This is a genomic window from Actinoallomurus iriomotensis (assembly GCF_030269445.1).
GTDB lineage: Bacteria > Actinomycetota > Actinomycetes > Streptosporangiales > Streptosporangiaceae > Actinoallomurus > Actinoallomurus iriomotensis.
In genome coordinates this window covers 84894-98523 of the sequence record NZ_BSTJ01000006.1, presented here as the reverse complement: position 1 = coordinate 98523, position 13630 = coordinate 84894, and the positions used below count along the sequence as shown (strand labels likewise).

The following is a 13630-nucleotide window of genomic DNA, read 5'->3' as shown; positions in this document are numbered from 1 at the left end:
TCGGCTCCTACCGCTTCTTCTTGCTGCGACGACGGACGATGAGCCGGTCGGACGGCTTGTTCGCCCTCCGGGTGCGACCCTCGGGCTGGCCCCACGGGCTGGAGGGGTGACGGCCACCGGAGGTCTTGCCCTCACCACCACCGTGCGGGTGGTCGATCGGGTTCATCGCGACGCCGCGGACGGTCGGGCGCTTGCCCTTCCACCGCATGCGGCCGGCCTTGCCCCAGTTGATGTTGGACTGCTCGGAGTTGCCCACCTCGCCGACCGTGGCGCGGCAGCGCAGGTCCACCATCCGCATCTCGCCCGAGGGCATACGCAGCGTGGCGTACTTGCCCTCCTTGGCCAGCAGCTGGGCGCCGGAGCCGGCCGAGCGGGCCAGCTTCGCGCCACCGCCGGGCCGCAGCTCGATGGCGTGCACGACCGTACCGGTCGGGACGTTGCGCAGCGGAAGGCAGTTGCCCGGCTTGATGTCGGCGGACGGACCGTTCTCGACGCGGTCGCCCTGCTTCACACCGGTCGGGCAGAGGATGTAGCGCTTCTCCCCGTCGGCGTAGTGCAGCAGCGCGATGCGCGCGGTGCGGTTCGGGTCGTACTCGATGTGCGCGACCTTCGCCGGCACACCGTCCTTGTCGGCGCGCCGGAAGTCGATGACCCGGTACGCCCTCTTGTGTCCGCCGCCCTGGTGCCGGGTGGTGATACGGCCGTGAACGTTACGGCCGCCCTTCTTGGGGAGCGGACGCACGAGCGACTTCTCCGGCTCGGTCCGGGTGACCTCGACGAAGTCGGCCACACTCGAACCACGACGGCCGGGCGTCGTCGGCTTGTACTTACGGATGCCCATCTTTTTCGTTCATCCCTTGTCTGTCTTCGGACGGTGAACCGATCCGGACCGGCCCTCCGCGGTGCCCGGGGTCCGGAGGTCGCGCGCGTGCGCTCCCTGGCCGGAGCGGTGCGCCGCGGAGGAGAGGGTCATGAGACCGAGCCTCCGAAGATTTCGATCCGCTCACCCTCGGCCAGGCTCACGATGGCCCGCTTGGTGTTCTTGCGCTTGCCGTAACCGAACCGGGTGCGCTTGCGCTTGCCCTGCCGGTTGATCGTGTTCACGCCGGTCACCTTGACCCCGAAGACGGCCTCGACGGCCTGCCTGATCTGGGTCTTGTTGGCGTCCGGGCGAACCTCGAACGTGTACTTGCCCTCGTCGAGCAGCCCGTAGCTCTTCTCCGAGATCACGGGCGCGATGAGGATGTCGCGCGGGTCGGCGATCTTGCTCACTTGGCCTCCTCCTTCCCACTCACGTGGTTCACGAAGGCCTGGTACGCCGGCTCGGTGAAGACGATTTCGTCGTTGCAGAGCACGTCGTAGGTGTTGAGCTGGTCGGCCATGAGCACGTGCACCTCGGCGACGTTGCGCAGGCTCAGCCAGGTCAGGTCGTCCTCGCGGTCGAGGACCACCAGCACCTTGGCCGCCTCGGTCACCGAACGCAGCGAGGCGAGCGCGGCCTTGGTCTTGGGCGTCTCGCCCTCGACCAGACCGGACACCACGTGCACGCGGCCGTAGCGAGCGCGGTCCGAGAGCGCACCGCGCAGCGCGGCGGCCTTCATCTTCTTCGGCGTCTTCTGCGCGTACGAGCGCGGCTGCGGGCCGTGGACGGTGCCACCGCCGGCGAACTGCGGCGCGCGGGTCGAGCCCTGGCGGGCGCGACCGGTGCCCTTCTGCCGGTACGGCTTCTTACCGCCACCGGAGACCTCACCGCGGGTCTTGGCCTTGTGCGTGCCCTGCCGCGCCGCGGCGAGCTGCGCCACGACGACCTGGTGGATCAGCGGCACGTTGACCTTCGCGTCGAAGATCTCCGGAGCGAGCTCGATGTCCAGTTTCGTGGCCACTTACTTCGCCCCCTTCGCGGCGCTGCGCACCAGGATCAGGCCGCCGTTCGGTCCGGGAACCGCACCCTTGATCAGGAGCAGTCCCTTGTCGGCGTCGATGGAGTGCACGGTGAGGTTCTGCACGGTCGTACGGGCGTTGCCGTACCGGCCGGCCATGCGCAGGCCCTTGAACACGCGGCCCGGCGTGGCGCAGCCACCGATCGAGCCGGGCGAGCGGTGCTTGCGCTGGGTGCCGTGCGAGGCGCCGAGGCCCTTGAAGCCGTGGCGCTTCATGACACCCGCGGTGCCCTTGCCCTTGCTGCGGCCGGTGACGTCGATCCGCTGTCCGGCCTCGAAGACCTCGACGGTGATCTCCTGGCCGAGCTCGTACTCGGCGGCGTCGTCCGTGCGCAGCTCGACGAGGTGGCGGCGCGGTGTCACGCCGGCCTTCTCGTAGTGACCGGTCAGCGGCTTGTTGACCTTGCGCGGGTCGATCTGGCCGTAGCCGAGCTGGACGGCGGAGTAACCGTCGGATTCCGGCGTGCGCACTCGGGTGACGACGCACGGCCCAGCCTGGACGACGGTTACCGGAACGATCCGGCCCTCATCGTCGAAGACCTGGGTCATACCGAGCTTCTCGCCCAGAACGCCCTTTCTCTGCTTGCTCATCTCTGGATGCCCTTAGAGCTTGATCTCGATGTCGACGCCGGCCGGAAGGTCGAGCCGCATCAGCGAGTCGACCGTCTTGGGCGTCGGATCGATGATGTCGATCAGGCGCTTGTGCGTGCGCATCTCGAAGTGCTCGCGGCTGTCCTTGTACTTGTGCGGCGAGCGGATGACGCAGTACACGTTCTTCTCGGTCGGCAGCGGCACCGGGCCGGCGACCTTCGCGCCCGTGCGCGTCACCGTCTCGACGATCTTGCGCGCCGAAGTGTCGATGACCTCGTGGTCGTAGGCCTTGAGCCGGATGCGGATCTTCTGTCCCGCCATGGTGGCCTCGGTGTCCTTTGCTTCCTAGGTGCCGCTGGTTTACGTTCCGCGGAGGTCGCTCACGCGTCCTCCGCGGAGATCTCCCTCAGATCGAAATCGTCGGGAGTCGTGGTGCGGCGGCCGGGCCTGTCTCAGCTCCCGACCGCCGCACCGCGGGTACTACTTGATGATCTTGGTCACGCGGCCCGCACCGACGGTGCGGCCACCCTCGCGGATCGCGAACTTGAGGCCTTCCTCCATCGCGATGGGCTGGATGAGCTCAACACGCATCTCGGTGTTGTCGCCCGGCATGACCATCTCGGTGCCCTCGGGCAGGTGCACGACGCCGGTCACGTCCGTGGTCCGGAAGTAGAACTGCGGACGGTAGTTGTTGAAGAACGGCGTGTGGCGGCCACCCTCGTCCTTGGACAGGATGTAGACCTGCGCCTCGAACTCGGTGTGCGGGGTGTTGGTGCCCGGCTTGATGACACACTGACCGCGCTCGACGTCCTCGCGCTTGATGCCGCGCAGGAGCAGGCCGACGTTGTCGCCCGCCTGGCCCTGGTCGAGCAGCTTGCGGAACATCTCGACGCCGGTGACCGTGGTCGAGGTGGCGCTGTCCTTGATGCCGATGATGTCGACGGTCTCGTTGACGTTGACGACACCACGCTCGATGCGGCCGGTGACGACCGTGCCGCGACCGGTGATCGAGAAGACGTCCTCGATCGGCATCAGGAACGGCTTGTCGGTCTCACGGACCGGCTCGGGGATGTTCTCGTCGCAGGCGTCCATGAGCTCGACGATCTTGGCGCCCCACTCGGCGTCGCCCTCGAGGGCCTTGAGCGCGGAGACGCGGACCACCGGGACGTCGTCGCCCGGGAACTCGTACTCCGACAGGAGCTCGCGGACCTCCAGCTCGACGAGCTCGAGGATCTCCTCGTCGTCGACCATGTCGGCCTTGTTGAGCGCCACGACGATGTACGGAACGCCGACCTGACGCGCCAGGAGCACGTGCTCCTTGGTCTGCGGCATCGGGCCGTCGGTCGCCGCCACGACCAGGATCGCACCGTCCATCTGGGCGGCGCCGGTGATCATGTTCTTGATGTAGTCGGCGTGACCCGGGCAGTCGACGTGGGCGTAGTGACGCTTCTCCGTCTGGTACTCGACGTGAGCGATCGAGATCGTGATGCCCCGCTCCCGCTCCTCCGGCGCCTTGTCGATCTCGTCGAACGGCGTGAAGGGGTTCAGGTCCGGGTGCTTGTCATGGAGCACCTTGGTAATCGCCGCGGTAAGGGTGGTCTTACCATGGTCGATGTGCCCAATGGTGCCGATGTTTACGTGCGGCTTCGTCCGCTCGAACTTGGCCTTGGCCACCGGTGTCTCCTTGTTGCGATCCTCGGCCGTCTTTCGCGACCGTCTGTAGCTTCAGTGGTTGGTCTTGTGCCGCGACGGGTTATTCGCCGCGCGCCTTGGCGATGATCTCCTGCGCGACGTTCCCAGGAACCTCGGCGTAGGAGTCGAACTGCATCGTGAAGACGGCGCGCCCCTGGGTCTTGCTCCGCAGGTCACCGACGTATCCGAACATCTCGGACAGCGGCACGATGGACTTGATGACCTTGACCCCGCTGCGCTCGCCCATCTCCTGAATCTGGCCACGACGGCCGTTCAGGTCGCCGATGACGTCACCCATGTAGTCCTCAGGAGTGGTGACCTCGACGGCCATCATCGGCTCCAGCAGCGCGGGATCGGCCTTGCGGGCCGCTTCCTTGAACGCCATGGAACCGGCGATCTTGAAGGCCAGCTCGGAGGAGTCGACGTCGTGGTAGGCGCCGTCCTGCAGGGTGACCTTGACACCGACCAGCGGGTATCCGGCGAGCACGCCGAACTCGGCCGCCTCCTGGCAGCCCGCGTCCACCGACGGGATGTACTCCCGCGGGATGCGGCCACCGGTGACCTTGTTCTCGAACTCGTAGCCGTCGCTGCCGCCGCCGAGCGGCTCGATGTCGATGATGACGCGACCGAACTGACCGGAGCCACCCGTCTGCTTCTTGTGGGTGTACTCGACCTTCTCCACCTTGCGGCGGATGGTCTCGCGGTAGGCGACCTGCGGCCGGCCGACGTTGGCCTCGACCTTGAACTCCCGCTTCATGCGGTCGACCAGCACCTCGAGGTGCAGCTCGCCCATGCCGGAGATGATGGTCTGCCCGGTCTCCTCGTCGGTCCGCACCTGGAAGGACGGGTCCTCCTCGGCGAGCCGCTGGATCGCGGTGCCCAGCTTCTGCTGGTCGGCCTTGGTCTTGGGCTCGATGGCGACGTTGATGACCGGCGCCGGGAAGCTCATCGACTCCAGGATCACCGGGTTCTTGTCGTCGGAGAGCGTCTCGCCGGTGGTGGTCTGCTTGAGACCCATCACCGCGACGATGTCGCCCGCGCCAACGCGCTCGATCTCCTCACGCTTGTTCGCGTGCATCCGGTAGATCTTGCCGACGCGCTCCTTGCGGTCCTTCACGCTGTTCAGGACCGAGCTGCCGGACTCCAGCACGCCCGAGTAGACGCGGATGAAGGTCAGCTTGCCCAGGTGCGGGTCGCTCATGATCTTGAACGCCAGCGCCGAGAACGGCTCGTCCTCGCTCGGCTTGCGCTCGATGACCTTCTCTTCGTCGCGGTAGTCGTGGCCCTGGATGGCCTCGACGTCGAGCGGCGAGGGGAGGTAGTTGACGATCGCATCGAGGAGCGGCTGGACGCCCTTGTTCTTGAAGGCGGTGCCACAGGTGACCGGGGTCAGCGCGCCGGCGATCGTGGCCCGGCGGATCGCCGGGATGAGCTGCGCCGTCGTGGGCTCGTTGCCCTCGAGGTAGAGCTCCATGATCTCGTCGTCGGCCTCGGCCAGCGTCTCGACCAGCTTGTCGTGCCACTCACGGGCGGCGTCGGCGTGCGTGTCGGGGATGTCGACCACGTCGTACATCTCGCCCTTGGCAGCCTCGGCGCTCCAGACGAGAGCCTTCATGCGGACCAGGTCCACGACACCCTTGAAGTCGGCCTCGGCGCCGATCGGGATCTGCAGCACCAGCGGCGTGGCGTTGAGCCGGTCGACGATCATGTCGACGCAGCGGTGGAACTCCGCGCCTACGCGGTCGAGCTTGTTGACGAAGCAGATCCGCGGCACGTTGTAGCGGTCGGCCTGGCGCCACACCGTTTCGGACTGCGGCTCGACGCCGGCCACACCGTCGAACACCGCGACCGCGCCGTCGAGGACGCGCAGTGAACGCTCCACCTCGACGGTGAAGTCGACGTGTCCGGGCGTGTCGATGATGTTGATGGTGTGATCGACGTCGTCAACCGTCCAGTGGCAGGTCGTCGCGGCAGACGTGATCGTGATGCCGCGCTCCTGCTCCTGTTCCATCCAGTCCATGGTGGCAGCGCCCTCATGAACCTCACCGATCTTGTAGTTGACGCCGGTGTAGTACAGGATCCGCTCGGTGGTCGTGGTCTTACCCGCGTCGATGTGGGCCATGATCCCGATGTTTCGGACCTTGGCCAGGTCTACGCCGGTCTTAGTAGCCACTTTCGCGCCCTCGTTAGTCTCGTACGTGGTGCTGGATTACCAGCGGTAGTGAGCGAAGGCCTTGTTGGACTCCGCCATCTTGTGCGTGTCCTCGCGCTTCTTAACGCTCGCGCCGAGGCCGTTGCTCGCGTCGAGCAGCTCGTTCATCAGCCGCTCGGTCATGGTCTTCTCACGTCGCTGACGGGCGTACAGGACGAGCCAGCGGAGCGCGAGGGTGGTGCTGCGCGCCGGACGCACCTCGACGGGCACCTGGTAGGTGGCGCCACCGACACGCCGGCTGCGGACCTCGAGGGTCGGCTTGACGTTGTCCAGCGCGCGCTTGAGCGTCACGACCGGGTCGTTGCCGGTCTTCTCGCGGCAGCCTTCCAGGGCGTCGTACACGATGCTCTGAGCGATCGACCGCTTGCCGTCGAGCAGGACCTTGTTGACCAGCGAGGTGACCAGCGGCGAGTTGTACACCGGGTCAGCGATCAGCTGGCGCTTGCCTGCGGGGCCCTTGCGAGGCATCTCAGCTCTTCTCCTTCTTCGCGCCGTAGCGGCTGCGAGCCTGCTTCCGGTTCCGAACACCCTGGGTGTCGAGCGACCCGCGGATGATCTTGTACCGCACACCCGGGAGGTCCTTCACACGGCCGCCGCGCACGAGCACGATGGAGTGCTCCTGCAGGTTGTGCCCGACGCCGGGGATGTAGGCCGTGACCTCGATCCCGCTCGTCAGCCGGACACGGGCGACCTTGCGCAGCGCGGAGTTGGGCTTCTTGGGCGTCGTCGTGTAGACGCGCGTGCAGACGCCGCGGCGCTGCGGGCTTCCCTTGAGCGCCGGCGTCTTGTTCTTGGTCACCTTGTCCTGGCGGCCCTTGCGGACCAGCTGCTGGATCGTGGGCACCGCGTCTCCGTCTTCCTCGTACCAAGCCGTTTGCTGGGTTTGCCGTGCTCTCGCGCGGCCGGCTGGTCGCGCCCCAACGAGCGGGACGACCTGCCGTTTTGCTTTTGCCTCCGACCCCCGTGGTCGGGCGTGTCGCACACGCCCTCCTGCACTCAGCCTGGAAAGGCCAGGTGAACTCAGGGAGTCGAATCCGCGCCGCACGCTGACTTCAGGCCGGTCACCAGGCGATGATCGCGATGGTGAGGCACCTAGATCGGTGTGCACGCACGTTGGACCCGCGAACCGCGGGCACGAAGGGAGAGACTACCCAACACCCGCGCATGGGTCAAAACAAGTGCCCTACCACATCGGCGTGGCGCGGTGAGACGTTGATACAACGAGAGAATGCCGACGGTTTGTTCCCGTCGGCATTCTGTCTCAGTCATCCGGGGTTTGGGAAGACGACGCCCCGGCGTGCCTCAGAGCAGTACGAACAAGATGATGAGCAGGATGACCAGCACCACCGCGCCGGCGCCGAGCGCGATCCACAGCTTCTGCTTGGATCCGTCTCCACCGGCGGGCGGCTGCGACTGGCCGTAGCCCGGATAACCGCCGCCCTGGGCGACCTGGCCGTACGGCTGCTGACCATAGGGCTGCTGGCCGTAACCCTGCCCGTAGCCCTGCTGGCCGTACCCCTGCTGGGGCTGGCCCTCCTGCGACTGCCCCTGCTGTGCCTGCCCCTGCTGCGACTGGCCCTGCTGCCCGCCGTACGGCTGCTGGCCGTAACCCTGCTGCTGGCCGTAGCCCTGCTGACCGTACTGCTGCTGCCCGTAGGCGGCCTGGCCGTAGCCCTGCTGCGGCTGGCCCGGCCGGCTCTGGTCGCCGAAGGGCTGCGGGCCGGACGCGTCCTGACCCGGCTGCCCGGGCTGCGGGCCCGTCTGGTTCTGCTGGCCGTACTGCGGGTAGCCGCCCTGCTGCTCGCCACCGGGCGCCGCCCAGGACGAGCCCTGCTCCCCGGCCGGCGGCGGGGCCGCGTACGGCGAGGAGGCGTCGTAGGGCGACGAGGGCTCGTACGGAGAGGACGGCTCATACGGAGACGACGAGGGCGACGTCTGCCCGAAGGCGGTCGTCTTCTCACCACCGGACGCGGCGCCCTGGTCGTGGCCGTACGCCGGCGCGTCCTCGCCGAAGCGGTTCGCGTTCTCGGTCTCGGAGTCCGGCGGCGGCACCAGCATCGTGCGCTCGGCGCCGCCCTGGTCGTCGCGGTCGTCCTGCGGCTCCCTGACCGTCTCGTCCTGCGACGGCCCGAACCCGGGGACGACGTCCTCGACCGGGGACGATCCGTACACGGGAGCGTCGCCGGACGGCGTGGCGTGCTCGCCCGTCGCCGAGCCCTGCGACAGCGGCGTGTCCAGCATCGTGGCGGGCGGCTTGGTGCCCTCGCCCTCACCCGGCGGGGTGCCGCCGAACGAGGACGGAGGCTGCGGCTCGGAGCCGGAGGTCTCCTGGCTCGGGGAGAACGCCGTCGTGGCGGGCGCGCCGAAACCCTCGCCGGGTGAGGAGTCGGACTCTCCCGGGCCCGAGGACGGCGCGAACGCGGTGCGCTCGGCGGCGTCCTCCTCCCCGGGCTTGTCGCCGTACGCGGGTGCGCCGAACTGGCCGGGCTGGCCCTGCTGCTGTCCCGGCTGGCCGGGCTGCCCCGGCTGGCCGTACGGGCCGCCGTACTGCGGCGGGTAACCGGGCTGACCGTACGGGCCCTGCTCCCCGTAGGGCTGGCCGCCGTAGCCGGGCTGGCCGTAGGCCGGCGGCTGCTGGCCGTACGAGGGCTGCTGGCCGTACGGAGGCTGTTGCTGCTGCTGACCGTACGGCGGAGGGCCACTCTGCCCGTAGGGCTCCTGTCCGTAGGCCGGCGGGCCGCTCGGGGAGTCCGGAGACTGCCCGTACGGCGCGCCGGGCTGCTGGCCGTAGGAAGGCGCGGACTGCTCGCCCGGCTGCCCGTACGGAGGCTGTTGCTGCTGGCCGTACGGCGGCTGCTGCCCGTACGGAGGCTGTTGCTGCTGCTGACCGTACGACGGCGGCTGGTCGTAGGAGGGCTGGCCCGGCTGGTTCTGCTGGCCGTAGGCGGGCTGGCCGTACGGCTGCTGCTGTGGGTAGGACGGCGGGGTGCCGTAGGGCTGCTGGCCGTACGCGGGCGGTCCCTGCTCACCCGGCGCGGCGAACGGCGGTGGGGCGCCCGGCGCGGCGTACCCGCCCGGCTGGCCGAACGGCGGCGGCGCGGATTCGCTCGACTCACCGCTCTCACCGCCCGCGACGGGCGTGCCGGGGTCGGATGAGACCTCCGGCTTGCTGGGCCGCCGGTGCTGGCCGAAGACCACGGTGCGGCCCGACTCGAGGACGTCCGGCGGAACATCGGCGACCGGGGCGGAGGTCTCCGCCTCCTGCGACGGCGTGGGTGATGTGCCCGGGGTGGCGTCCTGGCCGGCCGGCGCCTCGTCGCGTTGGTCGCCGGACGCCTCGGTCTTGGGGGACTGCTCGTCAGGCAGCGGCCAGTGGGATCCCTGGCCACCGTTCTGCTCGGTCATCGTCGGGCTCCTTCAGCGCCGATGCCGCCGGCGGTGTGCCGCCCGCAGTGCATGACTTCACTCGAAGGCACGTGGCGCATGGGGACCTCCGAGTCATCGACCACAAGCCGACGGTAATCTCCGCCGGTATACCCTTCGCCCCAGCCTGCCGTGATGACCGGCCTAATCGCAAATCACGCGGTCTGACCTCCCGAAAGACGGGCCCGTCAGGGAGGACCGCAGGCCACCGGAATTCTTTCGGACAGAGGGAGGGCCCGTGACCGAGCGCAGCGAGGGAACCAGAAGGCACGGCCCGGTGGTCACACCCCCCGACGAAGGAGGGCCCGTGACCGAGCGCAGCGAGGGAACCAGAAGGCACGGCCCGGTGGTCACATCCCCGACGAAGGAGGATCCGTGACCGGTGTCGAGGGAGTGGCCGCCGCTGTCGGCAGGACGGTCGTTCAACGGGCCGCCCGCGAGTGGCTGGCCGCGCGCTCCGCCCGGCGTGACGGAAAGAAGGATCTGGCCGAGCTGCTGCGCACCGGGTTCCCCGACCGGTTCGCGCGACGGCGGCTGGACCGGCAGCTCGACGAGATCGTCGACGCCGTCGAACGCCGCCTCGACCCGCTCATCCACGGCGAGTACGCCCCCCTCGCGGAGAACGACCGGGCGGCCGTCGCCGCCGAGGTGGGCGACACGATGAAGAACGCCGACCTGTCGGACCACGCGCTGTTCGCCGCCGACGCCGATCCGGTACGGCTCGCCCATCAGCTCCGCGACGGGCTGCGGGGCTCGCCGGCGCATCTCGGGGAGGCCGGCGCCCGGCTCTATGACCTCCTTCTCGAAGAATGCTGCGACTGCTTCGTACGGGTCGTGCGGCAGCTCCCGGAGTTCTCCGCGCGAGCGGAGACCGAGATGCTCATGCGGCTCTCCGGCGTGGGAGAGCAGATCGCGACCGTGCTCGACCGGCTGCCCGTGCGCACGCTCGACGCTCCGAGCGGCACGGGGGACGACGGGGAGTTCGAGCGGCGGTACCTGGAGTTCGCCGCGACGGCGCTCGACGAGGTCGAGCTGTTCGGCGTGCGCATCGTCAACTACCGGCCGCGCGCGACGCTCAGCGTCGCCTACATCAGCCTGAACGCCCAGAGCGACGAGCCCTCCGGCCCCGCGGCGGGCCGGCTGCGCCACTCCGACCTCACCGGCGCCGCACGGGACGGCGAACCGGCGAACACCCGCGTCGAGTCGGCACTGGCCCGCGCGGAACGGACCCTCCTGCGCGGTGACGCGGGCTCGGGCAAGAGCACACTGCTGCGCTGGCTCGCGGTGACCGCGGCGCGCGGCGGCTTCACCGGGGCGCTCCGCGACTGGAACGGCCTCGTACCGTTCGTCGTCAAGCTCCGCAGCCACGCCGAGTCCGGCCTCCCGCGGCCGGAGAACCTCCCGCACGACGTGGCGGCTCCGCTCGCGGGGCTGGCGCCGCCGGGCTGGGCACACCGGGTGCTGTCGGCCGGGCGCGGCCTGCTGCTCGTCGACGGGGTCGACGAGTTGCCGCCCGCTCGCCGCCCCGCCGTACGGGACTGGCTGCGCGGGCTCCTCACCCTCTATCCGGGCCTGCGCACCGTGGTCACCTCCCGCCCGGCCGCGGTCGACGCCCGCTGGCTCACAGCGGAGAACTTCGCCCCGGTGACGCTGTCCCCCATGGCCCCGGACGACCTGCGCGAACTCGTACGGCACTGGCACGCCGCCGTACGCGACGCGGGCGACCTGCCATGCCCGGTCGAACGGCTTCCGGCCTACGAGGGAGCACTGCTCGCCCGGCTGGAGAGCAGCCCCCACCTGCGCGCGCTGGCCGCGACGCCGCTGCTGCCGGCCATGCTCTGCGCCCTGAACCTGGACCGCGCCCGGCAACTGCCGCGCGACCGGATGGGCATCTACGCCGCCGCGCTCGACATGCTCCTCGAACGACGCGACGCCGAGCGCGAGGTGTCCGCCTTCGCGGGAGTCGGCCTGGAGCCCGACCAGAAGGTCCGCGTGCTGCAACATCTGGCCTGGCAGCTCTCTGTCTGGGGCCGCTCGGAGCTGCGCCGAGAGACGGCGGAACGCCACGTCGCCGACCGTACGGCCGGGATGCCGCGCGTGAGTGTCCCGCCGTCGACGCTGCTCGACTACCTGCTCGAACGCAGCGGCGTGATCCGCTCGCCCGCCGAGGGCCGGATCGACTTCGTGCACCGGACCGTGCAGGAGTACCTGGCGGCGAAGGAGGCCGCCGACCGCGACGACGTGGAACCGCTGATCGAACGAGCCCACCTGGACCAGTGGCGCGAGACGATCGTGATGACCGCGGGCCACGCGACGGGACCGCTCCGCCGCGACCTGCTGACCGGCCTCCTGGACCGCGCCGACCGCGAACCCCGGCACGCCCGCCGCCTGCGCCGCCTGGTGGCCGCCTGTCTGGAGACCGTGTCGGAGATCCCGGCCGAACTACGCGACCGCATCGAAGACTGTTTGGCGAACGTCATCCCTCCGCGCAACGCCGAGGAGGCCCACCTGCTGGTCGGCGCGGGCGAGGAGATCCTGCGCCGGCTGCCCCGCGACCTCGACGGCCTCGGCACCGCCCGCGCCGTCGCGGCCGTACGAACCGCCTGGCTCATCAACGGCCCGGCCGCCCTGGACGTCCTGGCCGGCTACGGCAGGGACGGGCGAAGAGAGGTGCAGGACGAGTTACTCACCGGCTGGGAGTACTTCGAACCGGTGACCTACGCACGCCGTGTGCTGGCCCGCACGCCCTGGAGCGGAGAAGAAGTCGGGCTGAAGACCTCGCGGGTGCTGTCCGGGCTACCCTTCGTGAAACCGTTTCGTCGGCTGTACATCCAGACCGACTCCGAAGTGGACCTGACGTTCCTTGGTCGTGTCGCCCAGTTGGAGTCGCTTCGAGTCTTCGCCCCGGTGACAGCCCAGGAGGCGCTCGCCGCCCAGACGGCGCTGGTGAGACTGGAGCTGCCGGCCGTCGGGCACGAGGCGTTTCGGCACATCCTCTCGCTAGAACGGCTGCGTTCCCTCTCGGTCAATGTCACCGACATAACCGAACTCGACGCCATCGCCGGTCAAGAGGCGCTGGTCTCGCTCGCGCTCAGCGGCGTTCGTGCCGACCACGGCCTGGGCTTCTTGGCGGCGATGGAACGACTCGAGTCGCTGACGTTGGATGCTCCGATCGGGACCGACCGGCTACGACCGCTGCGCCGTCTGAAGCATCTGACACTGGTCAACGTCAAGGAGCGGCCGTCCCTGCGCGACCTGGCCGAGACCCTTCCCGACCTCGAAGCACTACAGCTCGTCAACTGCGGGCAGGTGGGCGATGTGGCCGCGCTCGCCGGCATGGCCCGGCTGACGACCCTGAACCTCTCCGTGGCCAAGGGCCTGACCTCCGTCGCGCCGTTGGCCGGCCTGACGGGGCTACGCAATCTGGTGCTGTGGAACACCGACGTGGCCGACCTGGCCCCGCTGGCGGGGATGTCTCGCCTCCAGTCGCTGGGAGTCGCCGGTTGCCAGAACATCCGGGATCTGACTCCGCTCGCCGGGCTGACCCGGTTGGACGAACTGCAGCTCAACGGAATCGCTCATCCGCTGGATGTCACACCGCTCAGCGGCATCCCGAACCTCAGGCTGACCGTCCATGGTCACCAAACGCTGCTCGGTCTACATGAACTGGGCCGCGGCACCAAGGTGGAGCGGACGAAACTGTGGGACGACGCCACCAGCTGGTTCTACACGGTCTACTGACCACGCGGCGTCCCGACGTTCATCCGTCCAC

Annotated in this window: 11 protein-coding genes; 1 reads left to right on the top strand and 10 read right to left on the bottom strand. The window is 69.2% G+C overall.

The window, feature by feature from the left end:
- Nucleotides 1-7: 7 nt before the first annotated feature.
- The 10 genes from rplB to QSK37_RS24180 form a co-directional block, all read right to left on the bottom strand.
- Nucleotides 8-841, bottom strand: coding sequence for a 50S ribosomal protein L2 (gene rplB / locus QSK37_RS24225; RefSeq protein WP_285582696.1), 834 nt, complete (start codon nt 839-841; stop codon nt 8-10).
- Between the two features lie 128 nt (nt 842-969).
- Nucleotides 970-1272, bottom strand: a complete 303-nt coding sequence (gene rplW, locus QSK37_RS24220; protein ID WP_285582697.1) for a 50S ribosomal protein L23 — start codon at nt 1270-1272, stop codon at nt 970-972.
- On the bottom strand, nt 1269-1883 hold the full coding sequence (gene rplD, locus QSK37_RS24215) for a 50S ribosomal protein L4 (protein WP_285582698.1): 615 nt from the start codon (nt 1881-1883) through the stop codon (nt 1269-1271). Before rplD ends, rplW begins: the two co-directional genes overlap by 4 nt.
- Nucleotides 1884-2531: a 50S ribosomal protein L3 gene (gene rplC, locus QSK37_RS24210; RefSeq protein ID WP_285625166.1), complete on the bottom strand. Its 648-nt coding sequence runs from the start codon at nt 2529-2531 to the stop codon at nt 1884-1886. It lies immediately after the preceding gene.
- Nucleotides 2532-2543: 12 nt separating this feature from the next.
- Nucleotides 2544-2852: a 30S ribosomal protein S10 gene (gene rpsJ / locus QSK37_RS24205; protein ID WP_141956729.1), complete on the bottom strand. Its 309-nt coding sequence runs from the start codon at nt 2850-2852 to the stop codon at nt 2544-2546.
- A 159-nt stretch (nt 2853-3011) separates the two neighbouring features.
- The gene (tuf, locus tag QSK37_RS24200; RefSeq protein WP_285625163.1) at nt 3012-4205 is read right to left on the bottom strand and encodes an elongation factor Tu; all 1194 of its coding nucleotides are present in this window, start codon (nt 4203-4205) and stop codon (nt 3012-3014) included.
- 79 nt (nt 4206-4284) lie between these two features.
- Complete coding sequence (gene fusA, locus QSK37_RS24195; RefSeq protein ID WP_285582706.1) at nt 4285-6396, bottom strand: elongation factor G; 2112 nt, start codon at nt 6394-6396, stop codon at nt 4285-4287.
- Between the two features lie 36 nt (nt 6397-6432).
- Complete coding sequence (rpsG, locus tag QSK37_RS24190; RefSeq protein ID WP_252780395.1) at nt 6433-6903, bottom strand: 30S ribosomal protein S7; 471 nt, start codon at nt 6901-6903, stop codon at nt 6433-6435.
- Nucleotide 6904: 1 nt separating this feature from the next.
- Nucleotides 6905-7279, bottom strand: a complete 375-nt coding sequence (rpsL, locus tag QSK37_RS24185; protein ID WP_019632621.1) for a 30S ribosomal protein S12 — start codon at nt 7277-7279, stop codon at nt 6905-6907.
- 458 nt (nt 7280-7737) lie between these two features.
- Nucleotides 7738-9840, bottom strand: a complete 2103-nt coding sequence (locus QSK37_RS24180; RefSeq protein WP_285625160.1) for a hypothetical protein — start codon at nt 9838-9840, stop codon at nt 7738-7740.
- 393 nt (nt 9841-10233) lie between these two features.
- Here QSK37_RS24180 and QSK37_RS24175 point away from each other — a divergent pair, with 393 nt between their 5' ends.
- On the top strand, nt 10234-13599 hold the full coding sequence (locus tag QSK37_RS24175; RefSeq protein ID WP_285625157.1) for an NACHT domain-containing protein: 3366 nt from the start codon (nt 10234-10236) through the stop codon (nt 13597-13599).
- Nucleotides 13600-13630: the final 31 nt, after the last annotated feature.

Bases quoted from the DNA above. Each gene is read 5' to 3' on its own strand.
- QSK37_RS24180 (WP_285625160.1), bottom strand. From the start codon at position 9,840: ATGACCGAGCAGAACGGTGGCCAGGGATCCCACTGGCCGCTGCCTGAC.
- rplB (WP_285582696.1), bottom strand. From the start codon at position 841: ATGGGCATCCGTAAGTACAAGCCGACGACGCCCGGCCGTCGTGGTTCG.
- rpsJ (WP_141956729.1), bottom strand. From the start codon at position 2,852: ATGGCGGGACAGAAGATCCGCATCCGGCTCAAGGCCTACGACCACGAG.
- rplC (WP_285625166.1), bottom strand. From the start codon at position 2,531: ATGAGCAAGCAGAGAAAGGGCGTTCTGGGCGAGAAGCTCGGTATGACC.
- rpsG (WP_252780395.1), bottom strand. From the start codon at position 6,903: ATGCCTCGCAAGGGCCCCGCAGGCAAGCGCCAGCTGATCGCTGACCCG.